Here is a 21,403-nt window from a genome sequence, read left to right on the forward strand (position 1 = left end):
TCCGTTCCCGGCCGGAAAGGCCGGGATCGTCCTGCGCCGGTCGGGGCGTTGGTAGCTTCGGCGGGGAACCGTGCCGGTCGGCGCGGTCGTTCCCGAACGAGAGTGGTCTGATGCCCCCGACGATCCGCAGGGCCGTGATCCCCGCCGCCGGACTCGGCTCCCGTCTGCTGCCGCTGACCAAGGCGACGCCGAAGGAGATGCTGCCGGTCGGCGACAAGCCGGTGATCGAACACACCGTGCGCGAGCTGGTGGACAGCGGCATCACGGACATCACGATCGTGGTCTCCGGCGGCAAGAGCCTGATCCAGGACCACTTCCGGCCCAATCCGGCGCTGGTGGCGCAGTTGCGGGCGGACGGCAAGGAGGCGTACGCGGACGCCGTGGAGGAGGTCGCCGAGCTGGCCCGCCGGGGGCACATCACCTACCTGGACCAGCACGGCCCGTACGGCAACGGCACGCCGGTGCTGAACGCCGCCCGCAACGTCGGGGACGAGCCGGTGCTGGTGCTCTGGCCCGACGACGTCTTCGTGGCCGGGGTGCCGCGGGCGCAGCAGCTGATCCGGGCGTACGAGCAGACGGCGTGCCCGGTGCTGGCGCTGCTGCCGATGGACCCGGTGGACTCCCAGCGCTACGGCGTGCCGATCGTCAAGGAGGACCTCGGGGACGGGCTGCTGCGGATCACGGGTCTGGTGGAGAAGCCGCAGCCGTCGGACGCCCCGTCCTCGTACGCGGCGATCGGCGGGTACGTGGTCACCCCGGGCATCATCGACGAGCTGCGGGAGCAGACCAGGCGCTGGTACGAGCGGCAGGAGGGCGAGATCTACCTGACCGACGCGCTGAACGCGTACGCGGCGACGCGGGCGGTCTACGGGCAGGTCATCCAGGGCCGCTGGTACGACACCGGGAACCCGGCGGACTACCTGGTCGCGCAGATGGCGTCGGCGCTGGCGCACCCGGAGTACGGGCCGATCCTGCGGGGTCTGGTGCGTGACCTGGACGGGGGCGGCGCGGGCTGACCGGCGGGGCTCACCGGGCGGCGGCCTGCGCGGTCGGTCCCTCCCGGCAGACGAGGAGCAGCGCGCGGTCGTCGTTGACGTCCTTGGCGACGGCCTCGATGAGGTGCCAGGCCGCGCCGTGGAAGCCGCCGGCCACGTACCGGTCGGCCTCCCCGGTGAGCCGGTCGATGCCTTCGACGATGTCCCGTTCGGAGGTCTCGACGAGGCCGTCGGTGAAGAGCATCAGGACGTCGCCGGGCCGCAGCGAGCCCTTGACGGGGTCGAACTGGGCGCCGTCGTAGACGCCGAGGAGCGGGCCCTCGGCGGCCTTCTCCTCCCAGCGGCCGCTGCCCGCGCTGAGCTGGAGACCCGGCGGGTGGCCCGCGGAGTACAGCTCGTAGTCGCCGGAGTCGAGGTCGAGGACCAGGTGGATGGAGGTCGCGAAGCCCTCGTCCCAGTCCTGGCGGAGCAGGTAGCCGTTGGCGGCGGGCAGGAAGGCGTGCGGGGGCAGCGAGCCGAGGAGGCCGCCGAAGGCGCCGGAGAGCAGCAGGGCGCGGGAGCCGGCGTCCATGCCCTTGCCCGAGACGTCGGTGAGGACGACCTCCATGGTGCGGCCGCCGTTGGTGCGGGCGGCGACCACGAAGTCGCCGGAGAAGGACTGGCCGCCGGCCGGGCGCAGTGCCATCTCGCGGTGCCAGCCGTCGGGGAGCTTGGGCAGCTTGCTCTGGACGCGGATGCGTTCGCGCAGGTCGAAGAGCATGGTGCCGCCGCGCCGCCAGGGCACGCCGACCCGGCTGCGGAACTGGGCGACCAGCAGGCCGAAGAAGCCGCAGGCGGCGACGACCAGGACCACGCCGGGGGTGACCCGGGAGGGTCCCTCGGTGTAGGGGCCGAGCCGGACGGACTCGACGATCAGGGCGGTGGCCGCGGCGGCGTAGAGGGCGAGGAGGCTGGCGGGGCGCAGCAGCAGTCCGCCCGCGACGATCGGCAGGACCAGGGCGGCGGGCGAGCACCAGACCGAGTTGGCGAGGGTGGTGGCGGCGATGAGGGGCACGGTGAGGAGCAGTCCGGCGAGCGCGATCCAGTCCGATCCGTCGCCGCGGAAGTAGTCGACGGCGCTTCTGCGCAGGCCGACGCGGGCCCGGTGCCACTGCATCTTCAACCGGGCCGTGAACGTGTCGGCCGCCGCGCGCCGTTCTCGTCCTGCTGCCATTAGTTCGGGACCCTATCCATCGGACCAGGTGCTTGGCACGGGAGGTCCCACTTGTCCCCCGTCCGAGGCTGGACTTCACAGTGAACTTCACCTGGGGGCGCCGCGTCGCCCCCAAGGAGAAATTCCCTCGCTCGTCCCGCAATGCCCTGATAGGCATGGATCCATGGCGACTGATGTGACGGCACAAACCCCCGACGGAACGGTTCTGCGACCCCTTGAACGGGATGAATGGGATAAGTGGTACGACACTTTGGTGCGGGCTTTCGGCGGAACTCCGGAATCCGCCGAGGAACGCGCGCTCTGGCGGGAGCTGACCGAGGTCGACCACAGCATCGGGGTCTGGGACGGCGACGACTGCGTGGGCACGGCGGGCGCGTTCAGCTTCCGGCTGACGGTCCCGGGCGGCGCCCTGGTGGACACGGCCGGGGTGACGATGGTCGGGGTGGCCGCGACCCATCGCCGTCGCGGGGTGCTGACGTCGATGATGCGCCGTCAGCTCGACGACGTGCGGGGATCGGGCCGGGCGCTGGCCGCGCTGACCGCGTCCGAGCCCGCGATCTACGGCCGGTTCGGGTACGGCGTCGCCACCCACGGTCTGAACGTCGAGATCGACACGGCGCGGGTGCGGCTCGCGGTGCCGCCCGGCACGGACGCGGTGCGGCTGCGGTACGCGGCTCCCGCCGACGCCCTCGGCGCCTGCGAGGAGGTCTACGCGCGCACCGTCGCCGGGCGGCCGGGGATGATCGCGCGGCGGCCCGGCTGGGAGCGGGTCGCCCTGCTCGACGCGGAGAGCGACCGCGAGGGCGCCTCGCCGCTGCAGTGCGTGGTGGCCGAGCGGGACGGGCGGCCGGTCGGGTACGCGCGCTTCCAGGTGAAGCCGGAGTGGGACACCGCGGGCCCGGCGGGCACGGTGGTCCTGCGCGACACCCAGGCCCTCGACCCGGCGGCGCACGCGGCACTGTGGCGGTTCCTGCTCTCCATCGACCTCACCGCGAAGCTGACCGCGTACGGGCGCCCCACGGACGAGGCGTGGCGCCATCTGGTGTCCGACGTCAGGCGGTGCGGGCTGCGGGTGCGTGACGCGCTGTACGTGCGGCTGGTGGACGTGGCGGCGGCGCTGGGCGCGCGGACCTACCAGGCGCCGGTGGACGTGGTGCTGGACGTCGAGGACGCCTTCTGCCCCTGGAACGAGGGGCGTTGGCGGCTGTCGGGCGACGCCAAGGGCGCCTCCTGCGAGCGGACCGCGGACGCGGCCGATCTCGCCCTGTCGGCGCGGGAGTTGGGGTCGGCGTACCTCGGCGGGACGGCGCTGGGCGCGCTCGCCGCGGCCGGGCGGGTGCGCGAACTGCGGCCCGGGGCGCTCGCGGAGGCGTCGACGGCGTTCGCCTCACCGGTGGCGCCCTGGCTGCCGCACGGGTTCTAGGGCGGGTCTGACCATGCGCGTCGTTGCCCGGAGGGCGGCCTCGCGGGGTCGGGTGCGTGCTCTCGCCGTGCCGGGCGCAGTCCCTCGTGCCGGGCGTACCCGGGTCTGCGCCCGGTACGGCGGGAGTGGCGTCAGCGGGACTGGCAGGTCGGGCACCAGAAGAGGTTGCGGGCGGCGAGGTCGGCGGTGCGGATCCCGTCGCCGCAGAGGTGGCAGGGCCGGTTCGCCCTGCGGTACACGTACACCTCGCCGCCGTGGTCGTCGACGCGCGGCGGGCGGCCCATCGCCTCCGGGGTGTGCTCGGGGCGGACGGTGTCGATGCGGTTGGTGCGCACGCCCTCGCGCATCAGCACCACCAGGTCCGCCCAGACGGCGTCCCACTCGGCGCCGGTGAGGTCCCGGCCCGCGCGGTAGGGGTCGATGCCGTGCCGGAAGAGGACCTCGGCGCGGTAGACGTTGCCGACGCCCGCGATCACCTTCTGGTCCATGAGCAGCGCGGCGACCGTGGTGCGGCTGCGGGAGATCCGCCGGAACGCCTCCCGCGGGTCGGCGTCCTCGCGCAGCGGGTCGGGGCCCAGGCGCTGGTGTATCGCCGTCTTCTCGGCCTCCGTGACGAGCGCGCAGGTGGTCGGGCCGCGCAGGTCGACGTGGGAGGTGTCGGTGCGCAGCCGGAGGCGGACGGTGTCGGTGGGCGGCGGCGCCGGGGCGTCCCCGAAGCCCACCTTGCCGAAGAGGCCGAGGTGGATGTGGACCCACGCCTCCTCGCCGAAGCCCAGGAAGAGGTGCTTGCCGTGGGCGTCGGTGCGGGTGAGCGGCAGGCCGTCCAGGAGGGCGGCCGCGTCGGAGAACTTGCCCTGGGGGCTGGTCACCCGGGGCGTGGTACCGGCGAAACGGGCCCGGTAGTCCGCGGCGAGCCGGTGAATCGTGTGACCCTCGGGCACGGGTCCCGTTTCCTCTCTCGGTGGAGCGCGGCGGGGGCGGCGCGGGCGGCCCCCGCCGGGCCGCTACGGCTGCTGCGGGTGGTGCGCGGGGACCGGCGGGAGCTCGCCCGTGGTCTCGTACGCGCTCAGCATGCCGATGCGGCGCACGTGGCGCTCGCCGCCGGAGAACGGGGTGGCGAGGAACGTCTCGACGAACGCCGTCGCCTCCTCGGTGGTGTGCATGCGCGAGCCGACGGCCACGACGTTGGCGTCGTTGTGCTCGCGGCCGAGGGCGGCGGTCTGCTCGCTCCAGGCGAGGGCGGCGCGGACCCCCTTCACCTTGTTCGCGGCGATCTGCTCGCCGTTGCCCGAGCCGCCGATGACGATGCCGAGGGCGGCGGGGTCGGCGGCCGTGCGCTCCGCCGCGCGCAGGCAGAAGGGCGGGTAGTCGTCCTCGGCGTCGTAGATGTGCGGGCCGCAGTCGACGGGATCGTGGCCGGCCGACGTCAACCACTCCACGAGGTGGTTCTTGAGCTCGAAGCCGGCATGGTCGGAACCGATGTACACGCGCATGGCCCGAGTGTGTCACGGGCGTTTCCGGGAAGCAGCGCCGGGTGGCTGATCCACGGGGGTTTTCTCCCGTCGAAGAACCTCAAGAAAAGCTCAAGTAACGATCTGGATTCAAAGGTTCTAGAAATCCTTTGCCTCCGATTCACTGGACCGATTCGTACGCCGCGCGTACAACCCTTGATTACGCCGCCCCCACGCGGACCCCTCACCCGGCGCAAAGGAATTCCCCCATGACCGGACTCCAGGCAGGACTCAAGGACCGACATCTGTCGATGATCGCCATCGGCGGCGTCATCGGCGCCGGTCTCTTCGTCGGATCGAGCACCGGCATCGCCACCGCCGGTCCCGGCATCCTGCTGTCCTACGCCCTCGTCGGCACGCTCGTCGTCCTCGTGATGCGGATGCTCGGCGAGATGTCCGCCGCGAACCCCACCTCCGGCTCCTTCTCCGCGCACGCCGACCGCGCGCTCGGCCGCTGGGCCGGATTCTCCATCGGCTGGCTGTACTGGTTCTTCTGGGTCGTGGTGCTCGCGGTCGAGGCCACCGCGGGCGCCAAGATCCTGGAGGGCTGGATACCGGCCGTGCCCCAGTGGGGCTGGGCGCTGATCGTGATGATCGTGCTCACCGCGACCAACCTGGTCTCGGTGGGCTCCTACGGCGAGTTCGAGTTCTGGTTCGCCGGGATCAAGGTCGTCGCGATCGGCGCCTTCGTCGTCGTCGGCCTGCTCGCGGTGTTCGGCGTGCTGCCGGGCGCCGACACCGACAAGGCCGGGCTCGGCAACCTCACCGACCACGGCGGTTTCCTGCCGCACGGCGCCGGGGCCATCCTCACCGGCGTGCTGCTCGTCGTCTTCTCCTTCATGGGCAGCGAGATCGTCACGCTGGCCGCGGGCGAGACCGCGAACCCGCGCAAGGCGGTCACCAAGGCGACCAACAGCGTCATCTGGCGGATCGCCGTCTTCTACCTGGGCTCGATCCTCGTCGTCGTCTCGCTGCTGCCGTGGAACGACCCGTCGATCGAGAAGAAGGGCTCCTACGTCGCCGCCCTGGACTCGCTCGGCATCGCGCACGCCGGGCAGATCATGAACTTCATCGTGCTGACGTCGGTGCTCTCCTGTCTCAACTCGGGCCTGTACACGGCCTCCCGCATGGCGTTCTCGCTCAGTGAGCGCGGGGACGCGCCGAAGGCGTTCGCCACGACCACCTCGCGGGGCGTGCCGATGGCGGCCATCGTGTCGTCGGTCGTCTTCGGCTTCGTCGCCGTCTTCTTCAACTACAAGTTCCCCGACTCGGTCTTCCTGTTCCTGGTCAACTCCAGTGGCGCGGTGGCCCTGTTCGTGTGGCTGGTCATCTGCTTCTCGCAGCTGCGGATGCGGCGGATCATCCAGGCCGAGGCGCCGGAGAAGCTCGTCGTGAAGATGTGGCTGTACCCGTACCTGACCTGGGCGACCGCCGCGCTGATCGTGTTCGTGCTGGGCTACATGCTCACCGACACGGAGCACGACGGCCGCACCACCGTGCTGCTCTCGCTGCTGGTGGCGGCGGTGGTGCTGGTCATCGCGTTCGTGCGGGAGAAGGTCGGCGGCGGCGCCCGCGCCGAGGCCGCGGCCCCGCCCGCGGAGCCCGTCGACGAGGGCGTCAGGACGCCGTAGCCGACGGCGGCGGAACGCGGAAGGGGCCCACCGGCGGGATGCCGGTGGGCCCCTTCCGCGTTGCTCAGCGGCGGTCGAGCAGCTTCCAGGCCGTCGGCAGCAGGCCCATCGCCAGCGCGGCCTTGACGGCGTCGCCGATCAGGAACGGGGTGAGACCGGCCGCGACCGCGGCGGAGAAGGACATCCCGGCGGCGTACGCCAGGTACGGGACGCCGACCGCGTAGATGATCGCCTCGCCGAGCAGCATCGTGCCCGCGGTGCGCAGCACCGAGCGGTCGGCGCCGCGGCGGGCCAGGGCGCCGACGGCGGCGGAGGCCAGCAGCAGGCCGAGGACGTACCCGAAGGAGACGGCCCCGGCGCCGGAGCCGCCCTCCGCGAACCACGGCACGCCGGCGACGCCGGCCACCGCGTACAGGGCGAGCGCGAGGAAGCCGCGCCCAGCGCCGAGCGAGGTGCCGACGAGGAGCGCGGCGAAGGTCTGGCCGGTCACCGGGACCGGGGAGCCCGGCACGGGCACGGCGATCTGGGCGGCGACGCCGGTGAGCACGGCACCGCCGACGACGAGGGCGGCGTCACGGACGCGGGAGGCCGGGAGCAGGTCGGCGAGGACCTGGCCGGTGCTGGTGGGGGCGGTGGCGGTACTCATGGGACTCCGCGGGTCGGGGCAGACGGGGACACGGTGACGCTAACCCGGGGCGTGCGGCGCGGACACCGTCAGCCGTCGACAAAGGGGGCGACGGCCGGTTGGTGTGATCCGGACAAAGGATGCGGGTTACACGCGGCGGCGCGTGATACCGGTCACTGAGCGGAGGACGTCTTTCTCACGGAGCGCGGGCGGGTCCGCGACCGGACCCTCACGCCGGGTGACGGCGGTGTCCGGATGGCGGGACGCGGATCCGGCGCCCTCCGCGCGGCGCCGAGACTGTCGTCGTTTTTGCCCCCTCACGTACGGGACGTTCTCGCTCCATGTCCAGCAGCACCACCACCGGGGAGACGCCGCGCGAGGACGTCTCCCTGCCCCACGGTCTCAAGCAGCGCCACCTGTCGATGATCGCCCTGGGCGGGGTGATCGGCGCCGGTCTGTTCGTCGGCTCCGGCGCGGGCATCGCCGCCGCCGGTCCGTCCGTCGTCGTCGCCTACGCCCTCTCCGGGCTCCTGGTGATGCTGGTGATGCGGATGCTCGGCGAGATGTCGGCCGCGCATCCGTCCTCGGGCTCCTTCTCCGCCCACGCCGAGCGGGCGTTCGGGCCCTGGGCGGGCTTCACGGCGGGCTGGGCGTTCTGGGTGCTGCTGTGCACGGTGGTCGGCCTGGAGGGCATCGGCGCCGCGCACATCGTCACCGGCTGGCTGCCCGGGACGCCGGAGTGGATGTGGGTGGGCGTGTTCGTCGTGGTCCTGGGCGGCGCCAACCTGGCCGCCGTCCGCAGCTTCGGCGAGTTCGAGTTCTGGTTCGCGGCCCTGAAGGTCGGCGCGATCGTCCTCTTCCTGGTCCTCGGCGCGCTGGCCGTCGCGGGCGTCCTGCCGGGCACCGACTCCCCCGGCACCAGCCACCTCGCCGACTTCCTCCCGCACGGCGGCGAGGGCCTGGTCGTCGGCCTGCTCGCGTCGATCTTCGCGTACGGCGGCCTGGAGACGGTCACCATCGCGGCGGCCGAGTCCGAGGACCCGGTGCGGGGCGTGGCGAGCGCGGTGCGCACCGCGATGTGGCGCATCGCGCTGTTCTACGTCGGCTCGATGGCGGTCGTCGTCACCCTGGTGCCGTCGGACGCGAAGGAGATCGTCGAGGACGGGCCGTACGTGGCCACGCTCCAGCGGATCGGCGTCGACGGCGCGGGCCAGGTGATGAACGTCGTCATCTTCGTCGCGCTGCTGTCCGCGATGAACGCCAACATCTACGGCTCCTCGCGGATCGCGTACTCGCTGGTGCGGCGGGGGCTCGGGCCGCGGGCGCTGGGGCGGGTCAGCGGCGGGGTGCCGCGGGTCGCGGTGCTGGTCTCCTGCGCGGTCGGCCTGGTCTGCGTGGGGCTGAGCCGCTGGCGTCCCGACGACGTCTTCGCCTGGCTGCTGAACACGGTCGGCGCGGTGATCCTGGTCGTCTGGATCTTCATCGCCGCCTCCCAGCTGCGGCTGCGGCGGCGCCTGGAGCGGGAGACGCCCGAGCGGCTGGTGGTGCGCATGTGGGCGTTCCCGGTGCTGACCTGGGTCGCGCTGGCCGGGATGGCGGCGGTCTTCGTCCTGATGGCCAGGGAGCCCGGCACCCGGGTCCAGCTCGGTGCGACGGGCGCGATGACGGCGGTGCTCGCGGCGGCCGGGTACGCCCGGCAGCGGACGGGCCGCACGGCACGGGAGTGACGGCGGGCGACGGACAGCGGACGCCGGGCAGCGGTCTCCGGTCCCCCCCTCCCGGCGACACACCCCACCACCCCCTCGGTGCACCGAGGGGGTCTTTTGTTGCTAGGTTGTAGTTGCAAGTCTTTTGCAATAAGGCGCCACGAGGTCGGAGGGGATCCGCCATGCCCGTCTACACGCTCCCTGAACTGCCGTACGACTACGCCGCTCTCGAACCGGTCATCGACCCGCAGATCGTCGAGCTGCACCACGACAAGCACCACGCGGCGTACGTGAAGGGCGCGAACGACACCCTGGAGCAGTTGGCGGAGGCCCGGGACAAGGAGTCCTGGGGCTCGATCAACGGCCTGGAGAAGAACCTGGCCTTCCATCTCTCCGGCCACATCCTGCACTCCATCTACTGGCACAACATGACCGGCGACGGCGGCGGCGAGCCCACGGCCGCGGACGGCGTCGGCGAGCTGGCGGACGCGATCACCGAGTCCTTCGGCTCGTTCGCCGGACTCAAGGCGCAGCTCACCAAGGCCGCCGCGACCACCCAGGGTTCGGGCTGGGGCGTCCTCGCCTACGAGCCCCTCAGCGGCCGCCTGATCGTCGAGCAGGTCTACGACCACCAGGGCAACGTCGGCCAGGGATCGACCCCGATCCTCGTCTTCGACGCCTGGGAGCACGCCTTCTACCTCCAGTACAAGAACCAGAAGGTCGACTTCATCGAGGCCATGTGGGCCGTCGTCAACTGGCAGGACGTGGCCCGGCGCCACGCCGCCGCCAGGGAACGCGGCGACAGCCTGCTGCTCGCCCCCTGACCCGGGGCCACCGGACGCCCTGCCTCGTGATCGTCTTCTCAACCTTCACTCGGCGGGCGGAGTGAGGGAGGCCCCCGCGAGGACATGACTCGCGGGGGTCTTCTGTGCGCCCGGGGACGCGCCGGGGACGGCCGCCGCGCGCCCGGTCCGGGTCACCGGTCGCCGTCGTCGCAGGGCACGTTGAGCGCCATCAGCCCCACCGACCCGCCCGTCAGGCGCAGTTCGGTGACGGCCGCGTTGCGCAGCCGGGGGAAGACTCGGCGGTAGTCGCGGACCGGGACCGACAGGAGCGTGCACAGCACCAGGCGCAGCAGGCTGTTGTGGGCGACCACCAGGACCCGTCCGCCCGGGTGCGCGGCGGCGATCCGGCGCAGGGCGGCGGCGCCCCGCTCGGCGGCGGCGGCCGGGTCCTCGGCGTCCGGGAAGGGACGGGCGACCGGGTCGGCCACGAACGCCGCAGCGCCCTCGGGGTCCTCGGCGGCGAACTCGGCGAGCGTGCGGCCCTCCACCACCCCGAAGTCGCACTCGCGCAGGTCCGGTTCGCGGCGCGGGGTGAGGCCGAGGGTCCGGCAGGCGGGCTCCGCGGTGGCGACCGCGCGGGCCAGCGGCGACGTCCACACCGCGTCGACGGGGTGTGCCCCGGCCCACCGGCCGAGCGCCTCGGCCTGCGCGCGCCCGGTGTCGGTCAGCGCGATGTCGCTGACGCCCGCGTAGCGGTTCTCGGCGTGCCAGACGGTCTGCCCGTGCCGGGCCAGGAGCAGGGTGGTCGCGGTCGTCGTCATGCGGGGAAGTATCGCGGTGCGGGCGGGCCGCGGGGGCGGACGGGGTCCCGGCGGGGCGGACGGGGTCAGATTCCGGCCAGATCGGCGGCGAGCCGGGTCCTGGCGTGCGCGGCCACCTCGCCGGGGAGCCAGCCGCGGGAGGTCAGGGCGTCCAGGAGCCGGGTGTAGGGCTCGGCGAAGCGGGCGGTGCGGGCCGGGTCGGGGGTGAGGCTCGCGCCGAGGTGGACCATGGTGCCGGTGAGGTCGGTCAGCGGGGCGCCGGTCGTGCCGTGGGCGGCCAGCGCCGCCATGCCGAGCGCGGGTTCGGTCTGCCGGGGGACGCGGGCGGGGCGGGCCAGGACGTCGGCGCGGAGCTGGTTCCAGTAGGCGCTGCGGGCGCCGCCGCCGGTGAAGGTGAGCGGGCCCGCCAGCGGGGCGCCGAGGTGGTGGAGGTAGTCGAGGCAGAGGCGTTCGGTGAGGGCGACGCCCTGGAGCAGCGCCGCCCAGCGGTCGGCGTCGCCGTCCGGCCGCCCCAGGGTCAGCGCCGTCGCGCCGGGCGCCAGGAACGGGAACCGCTCCCCGGGCGACACCAGCGGGTACATCACCGCGCCGGCCGGTTCGTGGGCGGCGGCCAGCTCGTCGAGGGCGGCCGGGTCGGCGCCGGGGAAGGCCGCCGCGAGCGCCCCCGCGCCCACGCTCGACGCCCCGCCGGGCAGCCAGCTCCCGTCCGGCGCGCGGTGGTTGTAGACGACGCCGGTGGCGTCGCGGACCGGGGCGCGGGCGGCGCCCTTGAGCACGAGGGTGGTGCCGAGCACGGAGTTCCAGGCGCCGGGCCGCAGCGCCCCTGAGGCGATCTGGGCCGCGCAGCCGTCGGTCATCCCGGCGATCACCGGGGTGCCCGCGGGGACGCCGGTGGCCTCGGCGGCCTCCGCGCCGACCGCCCCGAGCCGGGTGCCGGGGCCGACCACCTCGGGGAGCGCGCCGTCGGGCAGCCCGAGTCCGGCGGCGGCGTCCGGCCAGGCTCCGCGCTCCAGGTCGTACCCGGTCTTCAGGGCGTGGCTGGAATCCGTCGGCACCGGGTGCCCGATCAGCCGGGCGGTGACGACATCGGGCTGGTGGGTGATCCGGCCGGGGCCGTGCGCGCGCAGCAGCCAGAGCGCCCGGGGCAGCCCCCAGCCGTCCTGCACGGCGAGGCCCGCCGCCCTGGCGCGGGCGCCCTCGGCCGCGGCCCGCCCGTCGTCGTACATCAGGGCGGGGCTCAGCGGCAGGCCGCGCGCGTCGGTGAGCAGCACGGTGCCGGAGGTGCCGCACACGGCGAGCCCGCCGATCCCGGTGCCCCCGCGGCCGGTCAGGGCGGCCCGGGTGGCCGCGCACACCGCCCGCCACCACAGCCCGGGGTCCTGCTCGTGCCGTCCCGGCCGGCGCCGCCCGGTCAGCGGCGCGGTGCCGCCGCCGAGGACCGTGCCGTCGCGGGTGACCAGCAGCGCGCGCACGCCCTGGGTGCCCAGGTCGACGCCCAGCCACGCCTGGTCCGCCGCGCCTTCGCCGCGCTCGACCGCCATCAGGACCTCCCGGTGATGCCCGCGGTGGAGCGCGGGACGGACTGTGAAGTTCACACCTTCCCCCGATATCGAACCCGCATTTTCGCCCGCGCAAGGGATTGACACCCAACTTGCCTCGTTACAACCTCTGTTGACGAGTCGGAACGAGTCGACCTGACGTGGTGAACCGAGCACCGGACCCAGCCCCACCTGGAGGTCACGGATGGACACGCACGCGCACGACCGCCGCCGCTTCCTCGCCCTCACCGCCGCCACCGCCGCGACCCCGCTCCTCGCGGCCTGCGGCGCCGGGTTCGGCGGCGCCGACGACAAGGGCGACGGCTCGGCCGCCGACGACGTCACCGGCTCCTTCGACTGGCGCCGGGAGCGGGGCACCACCGTCAAGGCCCTGCTCAACAAGCACCCGTACACGGACGCCCTGATCGCCGACCTGAAGTCGTTCACCGGCAGGACCGGGATCAAGGTCGAGTACGACGTCTTCCCGGAGGACAACTACTTCGACAAGCTGACCGTCGACCTCTCCAGCGGGCGCGCCTCCTACGACGTCTTCATGCTGGGCGCGTACATGGTGTGGCAGTACGGGCCGCCCGGCTGGCTGGAGGACCTCGGCCCGTGGATGCGCAACTCCGCGGCCACCGGCGCCGAATGGGACCAGGACGACTTCTTCCCCAACCTGCTCCAGGCCGACCAGTGGTCGCTGAAGGACGGCGCCCCGCTCGGCAGGGGCGGCCAGTACGCGCTGCCGTGGGGCTGGGAGACCAACGTCGTCGCCTACAACACCGAGGTCTTCGGCAAGCTGGGGCTCAGGCCCGCCGAGACCTTCGACGAACTGCGCGAACTCGCCGCCGCCGTCAAGAAGAAGGCGCCCGGGGCCGGGTACGACGGCATGTACGGCATCGCCGTGCGCGGCTCGCGGAGCTGGGCCACCATCCACCCCGGCTTCATGACCATGTACGCCCGCAACGGGCTGCGGGACTTCACCGTCGACGGCGGTGCGCTGAAGCCCGCGATGAACTCCCCGCGGGCGGTGGCGTTCACCCGGGACTGGGCCGACATGGTCCGGCACGGCGGGCCGCCGTCCTGGACGTCGTACACCTGGTACCAGTGCTCGGGCGACCTGGGCGCGAAGAAGGCCGCGATGCTCTTCGACGCGGACACCGCCGCCTACTTCCAGGCGGTCCCCGGGGCGAGTCCGGCCTCCGGGAAGATCGCCTTCCATCCCGGGCCGAAGGGTCCTGACGGCTCGCTCGCCACCAACATGTGGATCTGGTCGCTCGGCATGAACGCCAGGAGCCGCAGGAAGAGCGCGAGCTGGCTCTTCCTGCAGTGGGCCACCGGCAAGGAGCACCTGCGCCGGGGCGCCCTCACCCACCAGCACATCGACCCGGTCCGCAGGTCGATCAGCCAGGACGCCGCGTACAAGGACAAGATGCGGCACCTGCCCGGCTTCCTCGACACCTTCGAGGCGGTCGCCGACCGGACGCGGATCCAGTTCACCCCGCAGGCGCAGTTCTTCGACGCCACCACCAGCTGGGCCGCGGCCCTCCAGGAGATCTACGGCGGCCGGGAGGCGGGCCAGGTGCTGAACGGGCTCGCGGGCGACCTGGCCCGGAAGGTGCGCTGAGCGCGATGGGCCCGCGGCCCGCCCTGCGCCCGTATCTGCTGGTCCTCCCGGCCCTGCTGCTGACCTGCGGCATCCTCTACCCGTTCGGCCTCGGCCTCTTCTACACGCTGTTCGACTTCTCGGCGAGCCGTCCGCGCCCCGGCCTGGTGGGGTTCGGCAACTACCGGACGATGCTCGGCGAGGGCGCGTTCTGGAACTCGGCGTGGGTGACGGTGCTGTACGCGGTCGGCGCCGCCGCGGCGGAGACCGTCCTCGGGGTGTCGGTGGCCCTGCTGCTGCACCGCTCCTCGCGGATCGGCCGGGTGCTGGAGAAGATCCTGATCCTGCCCCTGATGATCGCCCCGGTGATCGCGGCGATCATGTGGAAGCTGATGCTCCAGCCGTCGGTGGGGGTGGTCAACCACCTGCTGCGGCCGGTCGGGCTCGGCGGGGTGCAGTGGACGGACACCCCGGCGGGCGCCCTGCTGTCGTCGATCGCCGTGGACGTGTGGGTGTACACGCCGTTCGTGGCGATCCTCGCCCTGGCCGGTCTGCGGTCGCTGCCCGCCTCCCCGTTCGAGGCGGCGGCCGTGGACGGCGCGGGGTGGTGGTACACGTTCCGCAGACTGACCCTGCCGATGCTCTGGCCGTACGTGCTGGTGGCGGTGATCTTCCGGTTCATGGACTCGCTGAAGGTCTTCGACATCATCTACGCGCTGACCGAGGGCGGACCCGGCGACTCCACGATGGTCCTGCAGATCCGCGCCTATCTGGAGGCGATCCGCTTCCAGCGCTACTCGTTCGGGATCAGCTACACGATCGTCCTGTGGGCGGTCGTCTACCTGGCGGCGATGGTCCTGGTCCGCCATCTGGGCCGGGTCCAGCGGAAGGCGGCCGAGGCCCGATGAGAGAGCCTGAACGCGACGTGCGGGAGCGGGAACGGGAGGCCGGGCGCGGGGCGGGACGCGACGGGCGCGGGCCCGGACGCGACGGGCGGGGGGCGCGGCGGGTCGCGGGGTGGCTCGCGGACGCGGCGCTCGTCGGGTACTTCGTCTTCGCGCTGTTCCCGATCGCCTGGATGCTGGTCCTGTCGCTGAAACCGGCCGACCAGCTGTTCAGCACCTACTTCTCCTTCACCCCGACCCTCGGCTCCTACCGGACCGTCCTCGGCGGCGGCGAGGGCATCCCCTTCCTGCGGTTCTTCGTCAACAGCCTGGTCGTGTCGGTGGGCGCCGTCGCGCTCTCCCTGCTGGTCGGGCTGCCGGCCGCGTACGCGTCGGCGCGCTGGCGGTTCAAGGGCTCCGAGAACCTGATGTTCACGCTCCTGTCCTTCCGGTTCGCCCCCGAACTCACCGTGATCATCCCGCTGTTCGTGCTCTACCAGCGGCTCGGCCTGTTCGACACGTACGTCGGCATGATCTGGGTGCTGCAACTGGTCACGCTGCCGCTCGTGGTGTGGATCATGCGGTCCTACTTCGCCGACCTCACCCCGGAGCTGGAGCAGGCGGCGCTGCTCGACGGCTACAGCCGCACCCAGGCGTTCTTCAGGGTCGCGCTGCCGCTGGTGAAACCCGGGGTGGCGGCCGTGTCGCTGCTGGCGTTCATCTTCGCCTGGAACAACTTCGTCTTCCCGCTGATCCTCACCTCCAACGAGGCGCAGACGGTGACCGTGGGCGCCCTGTCCTTCCTCGGCGGCGACCGCCCCAAGTACAACCTGACGGCCGCCGCCGCCCTGGTCTCCGTCGTGCCGCCGCTGCTGCTTGCCCTGACCATCCAGCGCTACCTGGTGCGGGGGCTGTCGTTCGGGGCGGTGAAGTCATGATCCGGCTGCGCGGGATCACCAAGGCGTACGGCCGCACCACCGCCCTCGACGGCCTCGAACTCGACGTGGAGGACGGAGAGTTCTTCTGTCTGCTGGGTCCCTCGGGGGCGGGCAAGACCACCACCCTGAAGACGGTCGCCGGGCTCGAACTCCCGGACGCGGGCACGGTCGAGCTGGACGGCCGCGACCTCGCGGGCGTCGAACCCTACGACCGGGGCGTGGCGATGTGCTTCGAGAGCTACGCCCTCTACCCGCACCGCTCCGTCCACGACAACCTGGCGTCCCCGCTGCGCTCGCCGCGCCACCGGCTGCCCGCCGCCGAGGCCCGCGCCCGGATCATGGAGACCGCCGCGCTCCTCGGCATCGAGGCCCTGCTGGACCGTCCCGTGGGCCAACTGTCGAACGGGCAGCGGCAACGGGTCGCGCTGGGGCGGGTCCTGGTCCGTCCGGCCCGCGCCTTCCTCCTCGACGAGCCGCTCTCCCACCTCGACGCCAAGCTGCGCCAGCAGATGCGCGCCGAGCTGAAGGCGATCGGGGCGGTCCGCCGCACCACCACCCTGTACGTCACCCACGACTCGGTGGAGGCGCTCGCGCTCGGCGACCGGATCGGCGTCATCAGGGACGGCCGGATCGTCCAGACCGGGACCCGGGAGGAGATCTGGTACCGGCCGCACGACACCGAGGTGGCCCGCGCCTTCGGCCGCCCCCGGATCAACCTGCTGCCCGGCACGCTCACCGAGAACGGCGCCTTCCGCTCGGCCGGCGGCGGGATCGAACTGCCGGTGCGCGCCGAGGCGCCGCCCGGCACCGAGGTCCTCGCCGGGATCCGCCCCCGCGACCTCTCCCTCACCGCGCCCGGCCACGAGCTGACCGGCACGGTGTACGTGACCGAGGTGCTCGGCCGGTCGGTGGAGGTGACCGTCAGGCTCGGCGGCGGGGCCGGGCCGGGAGCGCGTCCGCCCGGCGGCGGGGCAGGGCCGGAGACCGGGGCGGGGCCGGAGACCGGGGCGCCGCGGGTCTCGCTGGTGGCCCCGCGCGCCGACACGCGCGGCCTCGGCCCCGACGATCCGGTCCGGCTCACCCTCCGGCCTGAGAACCTGCTGCTGTTCGAGGCCGACCGGCCCCGGCGCCCAGGACGAAGGATCGGGACACGATGAGCGCCGCCCACGCACCCCGGCCGCACGGCACCCCCCAGCCGCACGGCACCATCCCCCAGCAGACCCCGCCCCAGCAGGGCCCAGCGGCCCGCAGGGCGGCCGTGGCCGAGCGGGTCCTCGCCGCCGGTTCCGCGACCGCCGCCGACCTCGCCGAACGGTTCGGGGTGAGCCTGATGACCATCCACCGCGACCTCGACGACCTCGAACGGCAGGGCGTCGTAAGGAAGTTCAGGGGCGGGGTGACCGCGCAGCCGTCGGCCGTCTTCGAGTCGAACGTGCAGTACCGCCTGAAGACCATGCGGGCCGCGAAGGAGGCGGTGGCCGACCACGCGCTGCGCTCCGTGGAACCCGGCATGGCGATCATGCTGGACGACTCGACGACCGCCCTGGAGATAGCCAGGCTGCTGCGGCTGGGCAAGATCACCCCGCTGACGGTCGTCACCAACTTCCTGGAGGCCGTCAACCTCCTCGCCGGCCGGCGGGGCATCCACCTGATGGCGCTGGGCGGCGACTACGACCCGCTGCACTCCTCGTTCCTCGGGGTGTCCTGCGTGGAGGCGGTGCAGGCGCTGCGCGTCGACGTCTGCTTCGCGTCCACGTCCGCCGTGCACGGCGGCTACGCCTACCACCAGGAGCAGCACATCGTGTCCGTGAAGCGGGCGATGCTCGACTCGGCCGCCCGCCGGGTGCTGCTCATCGACCACACGAAGCTCGCCAGGCCCGCCCTGCACCGGGTCGCCCCGCTCTCCCGGTTCGACCTGCTGCTGGTCGACGACGGGGCGTCGCCCGAGGCGCTGAGGGACCTGGACGAGCACCAGGTCCGCTACGAGGTGTGCGCGACGAAGGGCGACGATGACCGAGCTGGAGCTACGTGACCTGCGCAAGACGTACCGGGCCCGCGGGCGCCCGCCGGTGGAGGCGGTGCGCGGCCTCGACGTGCGGCTGCGCTCGGGCGAACTCCTGGGCCTGCTGGGCCCGTCGGGCTGCGGCAAGTCGACCACGCTGCGGATGATCGCCGGTCTGGAGACGGTGACCGGCGGCGACGTCCTGGTCGGCGGGGTCCCGGTGACCGACCGCCCGGCCCGGCGCCGCAACGTCGGGGTGGCCTTCGAGAACTACGCCCTCTACCCGCCGCTGACCGTGCGCGAGAACCTCGCCTTCGGGCTGCGCGCCCGGCGCCGGGCCGACCGGGGCGACGTGGACCGCAGGGTCGCCCTGATCGCCGAGCGGGTCGGCCTCACCGCCGTCCTCGACGACCGTCCCGCCACCCTCTCCAGCGGGCAGAAGCAGCGCGTCTCGCTCGCCAGGGCGCTGGTCAGGGAACCGGACGTGCTCCTCCTCGACGAACCCCTCTCGCACCTGGACGCCGCCCAACGGGACACCACGCGCCGTGAGGTGAAGCGCATCCAGCGCGATCTCGGGCACACCGCCATCCTCGTCACCCACGACCAGGAGGAGGCCCTCTCGCTCGCCGACCGGATCGCCGTCATGCGGGACGGCGTGATCGAGCAACTCGGCACGGCCCACGAGATCTACGACCACCCGGCGACCCGCTTCGTGGCGGACTTCGTCGGCGAACCGGCCATCAACCTGCTGCCCGCGGTCACCGCGCCCGACGGCCGGGCCGCGGTCTCCGGCGCCGTCCTGCTGCCGCTGCCGGTCCGGCTCCCGCCCGGCCGGGAGGTCGTCGTCGGCGTCCGCCCCGAGGACCTCGCGCTGACCGGCGAGGACGGTGTGCGGGCCCGGGTGCTGGCCCATGAGCCGCTGCTGGAGTACGGCGTGGCCACCCTCGCCCTGGACGGCGTCGAGGACCCGGTGGCCGCCCTCACCGACCCCGGCACCCGGCTGGCCCGCGACGACCGCGTGCGGGTGGCCGCCGACCCCGGCCTGACCCATGTCTTCGACGCCGAGACGGGAGTCTCCCTGCGATGAACGCGCCCCTGCGTGTGGTGGCCGCCGGCGACCACTTCGTGCTGCCCGGCCTGATCACCCGCGCCCTGACCGCCGAACTCGGCGAACCACCGCCCGACGTACGGGAGTTGACGCTCGGCTGGCCGATGGAGCCGTTCGGCCGGGTCGCCGAGGTGCGGGAGGCGAGCGACGCCGAGGGCCCCCTCATCGACGCGCTGTCCGACGGCCGCGAGGTGCTGGTCACCCAGATGGCGCCGGTCACCGAGCGGGTCCTCGGCGCCTCGCCCGGCCTGCGCCTGGTGGTGGTCTGCCGGGGCGGCCCGGTCAACGTCAACCTGGACGCGGCCGAGCGCCACGACGTGCGGGTCTGCTACGCGCCGGGGCGCAACGCCGCCGCCACCGCCGAGTTCACCGTCGGGCTGCTCCTCGCGGCCCTGCGGCGCATCCCGCAGGCCCACGACTCCCTCGCCGGGCAGCGCGGCTGGCGCGGCGCCGCCTACTACACCCACGCGCAGGCGGGCCTGGAGCTGGAGGACCTGCCGGTCGGGCTGATCGGCTACGGGGCGGTCGGCAGCCGGGTGGCCCGCGCGCTCGCCGCGTTCGGCGCCCAGGTGATGGTCCACGACCCGTACGCCAGGGGCGAGATCCACGGGCTGCGGATGCCGACCCTGGACGACCTGCTGCGCCGCTCCCGGGTGGTCACCCTGCACGCCAGGCTCACCCCCGAGACCCGCGGTCTGATCGGCGCCCGCGAACTGGGCCTGCTGCCGCGCGGCGCGGTCCTGGTCAACGCCGCCCGGGGTCCCCTCGTCGACGAGGAGGCGCTGTGCGACGCGCTGGCCGACGGGACCCTGTCGGCGGCGGCCCTCGACACCTTCGAGCGGGAGCCGCTGCCCGCGCGCTCCCGGCTGTTCGGCCTCACCGACCGCGTCGTCCTCACCCCCCACCTGGGCGGCGCGAGCCGGGCGGTGGCGGAGAAGGCGGCCCGGATCGCCGCGGCGGAGGTGGGCCGCTGGGCCCGCGGCGAACCGCTCGCGCACTCGCTGAGCCGACCCCCGTCCCGGCGACCGTGAGGAGAGGTGCGCCGTGTTCATCGGCATCGACGTAGGAACGTCCACCGTGAAGGCCGCCGCGTTCGACCGGTCGGGCGCCGAACTCGGCGTCGAGGCGCGGCAGATCGCCCTCACGATGCGCGGGGGCGCGGTGGAGCAGGACATGGACGAGGTGTACGGGGCCGTCGTCGCCGTCCTCGACGCCCTCACCGACCGGCTCCCCGGGCCCGTCGAACTGGCCGGTCTGACCGGGCAGGGCGACGGCGTCTGGCTGGTGGACGGCGCGGGGCGGCCGGTGCGGGCCGCCGTCTCCTGGATGGACGGGCGGGCCCACGGCCTCGTCGACCAGTGGCTGGCGGACGGCACCTTCGAGGCGGTCTACCGGCGCACCGGCGGCGCCGTGTTCCCGGGCAGCCCCGGCCCGCTGCTCGCCTGGCTCGACCGGCACGAACCGGCCGCCCTGGACGCCGCGTCGGCGGCCCTGTACTGCAAGGACATGGTCTTCGGGCGGCTCACCGGCGCCCCGCCCGGCACCGACGTCTCGGACGCCTCCATGCCGTTCCTCGACCCGCGCACCCGGGCCTACGACAACGGCGTCGTCGAACTCCTCGGCCTCACCCACCGCCGGGGGCTGCTGGCGCCGGTCGGCGACCCGATCACCACGGCCGCGGCGCGCGGCGAGGGCCTGCCCGCGGGCACCCGGCTCGCCAACGGCCCCTACGACCTGCCCGCCTGCGCCCTGGGCGCGGGCGTGACCGAGCCGGGCGACGGACTGCTGATCGTCGGGACCTGCCTGGCGAGCCTGGTCGCCACCACCGACCTCGACCTGAGCGGCGAACCGGCCGGTCTGCACATCGCGACCGACCGGCCCGGCCACCGGCTGCGCGCGATGCCCGCGATGGTCGGCACGGCGGCCCTCGACTGGGTGCTGTCGACGACCGGCGTCGCGCACGGGGAGGTCGACGCGCTGCTGGCCGCGACCCCGCCCGGCGCGCACGGCGTCCGGGTGCTGCCGTACTTCGCGCCGTCGGGCGAGCGGGCGCCGTTCGTGGCGCCGGGGCTGCGCGCCGAACTCACCGGTGTCTCCCTGGAGTCGACCAGGGGCGATCTGGTCCGGGCCACCTGCGAGGGCATCGGCTACGCGGCCCGGCACTGCCTGGAGGCGGCCGGTCTGACCGGCACCCTCGCGGTCTGCGGCGGCGGCACCCGCAGCCCGGCCTGGACGCGGCTGCTCGCCGACGTGCTGGGGCGCCCGCTGCGCGTGGTCGAGGGCGAGGTCGGCGCGCGCGGCGCGGTGCTGGCGGCGGCCGAGCGCTTCGGCGTCCCCCTGGACACGGCGCGCTGGACCCGCCCGACGGCGGTGGTGGAGCCCGACCCGGCCCGCGCGGACCTCTACGCGGAGGGCTACGCGGCGCACCTGAGCCGCCTGGTGCGGGCACGGGCCCGCACCGGGAACCGTCCCGGACGGTCCTGACCCGCTCCTCCCCCGCTCACCGCTCCCCCGCCCCGCCCACCTGCCAGGAAGGGAGTCCGCATGCGGACCGATCGTCGTACCCTGCTCCGCTCGGCCGCCGCCGTCCCGCTCGCCGCGGCCGCCGCCGCCCCCA

19 protein-coding genes are annotated in these 21,403 nt (G+C 73.7%); 13 read left to right on the top strand and 6 right to left on the bottom strand.

Annotation, left to right across the window (positions count from 1 at the left end):
* Positions 1–110 precede the first annotated feature (110 nt).
* A complete protein-coding gene (locus GA0115242_RS06310; protein WP_093825379.1) occupies positions 111–1,016 on the top strand; it encodes a UTP--glucose-1-phosphate uridylyltransferase in 906 nt (301 codons plus the stop codon).
* Positions 1,017–1,026: 10 nt separating this feature from the next.
* On the opposite strand, the gene GA0115242_RS06315 is transcribed toward GA0115242_RS06310, so the two are convergent.
* Positions 1,027–2,208, bottom strand: coding sequence for a PP2C family protein-serine/threonine phosphatase (locus GA0115242_RS06315; RefSeq protein WP_093825380.1), 1,182 nt, complete (start codon positions 2,206–2,208; stop codon positions 1,027–1,029).
* 163 nt (positions 2,209–2,371) lie between these two features.
* On the opposite strand from GA0115242_RS06315, the gene GA0115242_RS06320 reads away from it, so the two are divergent.
* Positions 2,372–3,631 (top strand): GNAT family N-acetyltransferase, encoded by a 1,260-nt coding sequence (locus GA0115242_RS06320; protein WP_093825383.1) that lies wholly within the window; start codon positions 2,372–2,374, stop codon positions 3,629–3,631.
* A 131-nt stretch (positions 3,632–3,762) separates the two neighbouring features.
* Here GA0115242_RS06320 and GA0115242_RS06325 read toward each other — a convergent pair whose 3' ends face one another.
* Together GA0115242_RS06325 and GA0115242_RS06330 are read right to left on the bottom strand one after the other, a co-directional pair.
* The gene (locus GA0115242_RS06325) at positions 3,763–4,572 is read right to left on the bottom strand and encodes an Fpg/Nei family DNA glycosylase (protein WP_093825386.1); all 810 of its coding nucleotides are present in this window, start codon (positions 4,570–4,572) and stop codon (positions 3,763–3,765) included.
* Positions 4,573–4,635: 63 nt separating this feature from the next.
* Positions 4,636–5,124, bottom strand: coding sequence for a ribose-5-phosphate isomerase (locus GA0115242_RS06330; protein ID WP_093825388.1), 489 nt, complete (start codon positions 5,122–5,124; stop codon positions 4,636–4,638).
* Between the two features lie 227 nt (positions 5,125–5,351).
* Between GA0115242_RS06330 and GA0115242_RS06335 the strand changes: the two genes are divergently transcribed.
* Positions 5,352–6,773, top strand: coding sequence for an amino acid permease (locus tag GA0115242_RS06335; RefSeq protein WP_093825390.1), 1,422 nt, complete (start codon positions 5,352–5,354; stop codon positions 6,771–6,773).
* Between the two features lie 64 nt (positions 6,774–6,837).
* On the opposite strand, the gene GA0115242_RS06340 is transcribed toward GA0115242_RS06335, so the two are convergent.
* Complete coding sequence (locus tag GA0115242_RS06340; protein WP_093825392.1) at positions 6,838–7,419, bottom strand: biotin transporter BioY; 582 nt, start codon at positions 7,417–7,419, stop codon at positions 6,838–6,840.
* Positions 7,420–7,739: 320 nt separating this feature from the next.
* Here GA0115242_RS06340 and GA0115242_RS06345 point away from each other — a divergent pair, with 320 nt between their 5' ends.
* Together GA0115242_RS06345 and GA0115242_RS06350 are read left to right on the top strand one after the other, a co-directional pair.
* Complete coding sequence (locus tag GA0115242_RS06345; RefSeq protein WP_093825394.1) at positions 7,740–9,125, top strand: amino acid permease; 1,386 nt, start codon at positions 7,740–7,742, stop codon at positions 9,123–9,125.
* Positions 9,126–9,286: 161 nt separating this feature from the next.
* Entirely contained in the window at positions 9,287–9,928 is a 642-nt protein-coding gene (locus GA0115242_RS06350) for a superoxide dismutase (protein ID WP_093825396.1), read from the top strand.
* A 152-nt stretch (positions 9,929–10,080) separates the two neighbouring features.
* Here GA0115242_RS06350 and GA0115242_RS06355 read toward each other — a convergent pair whose 3' ends face one another.
* Complete coding sequence (locus GA0115242_RS06355; RefSeq protein ID WP_093825398.1) at positions 10,081–10,710, bottom strand: histidine phosphatase family protein; 630 nt, start codon at positions 10,708–10,710, stop codon at positions 10,081–10,083.
* A gap of 65 nt (positions 10,711–10,775) precedes the next feature.
* A complete protein-coding gene (locus GA0115242_RS06360) occupies positions 10,776–12,251 on the bottom strand; it encodes an FGGY-family carbohydrate kinase (RefSeq protein ID WP_093825419.1) in 1,476 nt (491 codons plus the stop codon).
* Positions 12,252–12,453: 202 nt separating this feature from the next.
* On the opposite strand from GA0115242_RS06360, the gene GA0115242_RS06365 reads away from it, so the two are divergent.
* The 8 genes from GA0115242_RS06365 to GA0115242_RS06400 are packed head-to-tail and all read left to right on the top strand — an operon-like array spanning position 12,454 to position 21,270.
* Positions 12,454–13,875, top strand: a complete 1,422-nt coding sequence (locus GA0115242_RS06365) for an ABC transporter substrate-binding protein (protein ID WP_093825400.1) — start codon at positions 12,454–12,456, stop codon at positions 13,873–13,875.
* A 5-nt stretch (positions 13,876–13,880) separates the two neighbouring features.
* Complete coding sequence (locus GA0115242_RS06370) at positions 13,881–14,762, top strand: carbohydrate ABC transporter permease (protein WP_093825401.1); 882 nt, start codon at positions 13,881–13,883, stop codon at positions 14,760–14,762.
* Positions 14,759–15,676 carry a carbohydrate ABC transporter permease gene (locus tag GA0115242_RS06375; RefSeq protein ID WP_093825403.1) on the top strand — a complete coding sequence of 306 codons (918 nt, stop codon included), beginning with the start codon at positions 14,759–14,761 and terminating at the stop codon, positions 15,674–15,676. Before GA0115242_RS06370 ends, GA0115242_RS06375 begins: the two co-directional genes overlap by 4 nt.
* Complete coding sequence (locus GA0115242_RS06380; RefSeq protein WP_093825405.1) at positions 15,673–16,833, top strand: ABC transporter ATP-binding protein; 1,161 nt, start codon at positions 15,673–15,675, stop codon at positions 16,831–16,833. Before GA0115242_RS06375 ends, GA0115242_RS06380 begins: the two co-directional genes overlap by 4 nt.
* Positions 16,830–17,708 (top strand): DeoR/GlpR family DNA-binding transcription regulator, encoded by an 879-nt coding sequence (locus GA0115242_RS06385; RefSeq protein WP_093825407.1) that lies wholly within the window; start codon positions 16,830–16,832, stop codon positions 17,706–17,708. Before GA0115242_RS06380 ends, GA0115242_RS06385 begins: the two co-directional genes overlap by 4 nt.
* Entirely contained in the window at positions 17,686–18,765 is a 1,080-nt protein-coding gene (locus GA0115242_RS06390; RefSeq protein ID WP_093825409.1) for an ABC transporter ATP-binding protein, read from the top strand. The genes GA0115242_RS06385 and GA0115242_RS06390 overlap by 23 nt, the downstream gene beginning before the upstream one ends.
* A complete protein-coding gene (locus GA0115242_RS06395; RefSeq protein WP_093825411.1) occupies positions 18,762–19,817 on the top strand; it encodes a 2-hydroxyacid dehydrogenase in 1,056 nt (351 codons plus the stop codon). Before GA0115242_RS06390 ends, GA0115242_RS06395 begins: the two co-directional genes overlap by 4 nt.
* A 13-nt stretch (positions 19,818–19,830) precedes the next feature.
* Entirely contained in the window at positions 19,831–21,270 is a 1,440-nt protein-coding gene (locus GA0115242_RS06400) for an FGGY-family carbohydrate kinase (protein WP_093825413.1), read from the top strand.
* Positions 21,271–21,403: the final 133 nt, after the last annotated feature.

It is taken from the genome of Streptomyces sp. SolWspMP-5a-2 (assembly GCF_900091845.1).
Taxonomy (GTDB): Bacteria; Actinomycetota; Actinomycetes; order Streptomycetales; family Streptomycetaceae; genus Streptomyces; species Streptomyces doudnae.

Excerpts from the sequence above, each read along its gene's own strand:
- GA0115242_RS06365 (WP_093825400.1), top strand. The coding sequence starts at position 12,454 with ATGGACACGCACGCGCACGACCGCCGCCGCTTCCTCGCCCTCACCGCC.
- GA0115242_RS06390 (WP_093825409.1), top strand. The coding sequence starts at position 17,686 with ATGACCGAGCTGGAGCTACGTGACCTGCGCAAGACGTACCGGGCCCGC.
- GA0115242_RS06345 (WP_093825394.1), top strand. The coding sequence starts at position 7,740 with ATGTCCAGCAGCACCACCACCGGGGAGACGCCGCGCGAGGACGTCTCC.
- GA0115242_RS06360 (WP_093825419.1), bottom strand. The coding sequence starts at position 12,251 with ATGGCGGTCGAGCGCGGCGAAGGCGCGGCGGACCAGGCGTGGCTGGGC.
- GA0115242_RS06380 (WP_093825405.1), top strand. The coding sequence starts at position 15,673 with ATGATCCGGCTGCGCGGGATCACCAAGGCGTACGGCCGCACCACCGCC.
- GA0115242_RS06355 (WP_093825398.1), bottom strand. The coding sequence starts at position 10,710 with ATGACGACGACCGCGACCACCCTGCTCCTGGCCCGGCACGGGCAGACC.
- GA0115242_RS06335 (WP_093825390.1), top strand. The coding sequence starts at position 5,352 with ATGACCGGACTCCAGGCAGGACTCAAGGACCGACATCTGTCGATGATC.
- GA0115242_RS06315 (WP_093825380.1), bottom strand. The coding sequence starts at position 2,208 with ATGGCAGCAGGACGAGAACGGCGCGCGGCGGCCGACACGTTCACGGCC.
- GA0115242_RS06375 (WP_093825403.1), top strand. The coding sequence starts at position 14,759 with ATGAGAGAGCCTGAACGCGACGTGCGGGAGCGGGAACGGGAGGCCGGG.
- GA0115242_RS06340 (WP_093825392.1), bottom strand. The coding sequence starts at position 7,419 with ATGAGTACCGCCACCGCCCCCACCAGCACCGGCCAGGTCCTCGCCGAC.
- GA0115242_RS06310 (WP_093825379.1), top strand. The coding sequence starts at position 111 with ATGCCCCCGACGATCCGCAGGGCCGTGATCCCCGCCGCCGGACTCGGC.
- GA0115242_RS06330 (WP_093825388.1), bottom strand. The coding sequence starts at position 5,124 with ATGCGCGTGTACATCGGTTCCGACCATGCCGGCTTCGAGCTCAAGAAC.
- GA0115242_RS06350 (WP_093825396.1), top strand. The coding sequence starts at position 9,287 with ATGCCCGTCTACACGCTCCCTGAACTGCCGTACGACTACGCCGCTCTC.
- GA0115242_RS06370 (WP_093825401.1), top strand. The coding sequence starts at position 13,881 with ATGGGCCCGCGGCCCGCCCTGCGCCCGTATCTGCTGGTCCTCCCGGCC.
- GA0115242_RS06320 (WP_093825383.1), top strand. The coding sequence starts at position 2,372 with ATGGCGACTGATGTGACGGCACAAACCCCCGACGGAACGGTTCTGCGA.
- GA0115242_RS06395 (WP_093825411.1), top strand. The coding sequence starts at position 18,762 with ATGAACGCGCCCCTGCGTGTGGTGGCCGCCGGCGACCACTTCGTGCTG.
- GA0115242_RS06385 (WP_093825407.1), top strand. The coding sequence starts at position 16,830 with ATGAGCGCCGCCCACGCACCCCGGCCGCACGGCACCCCCCAGCCGCAC.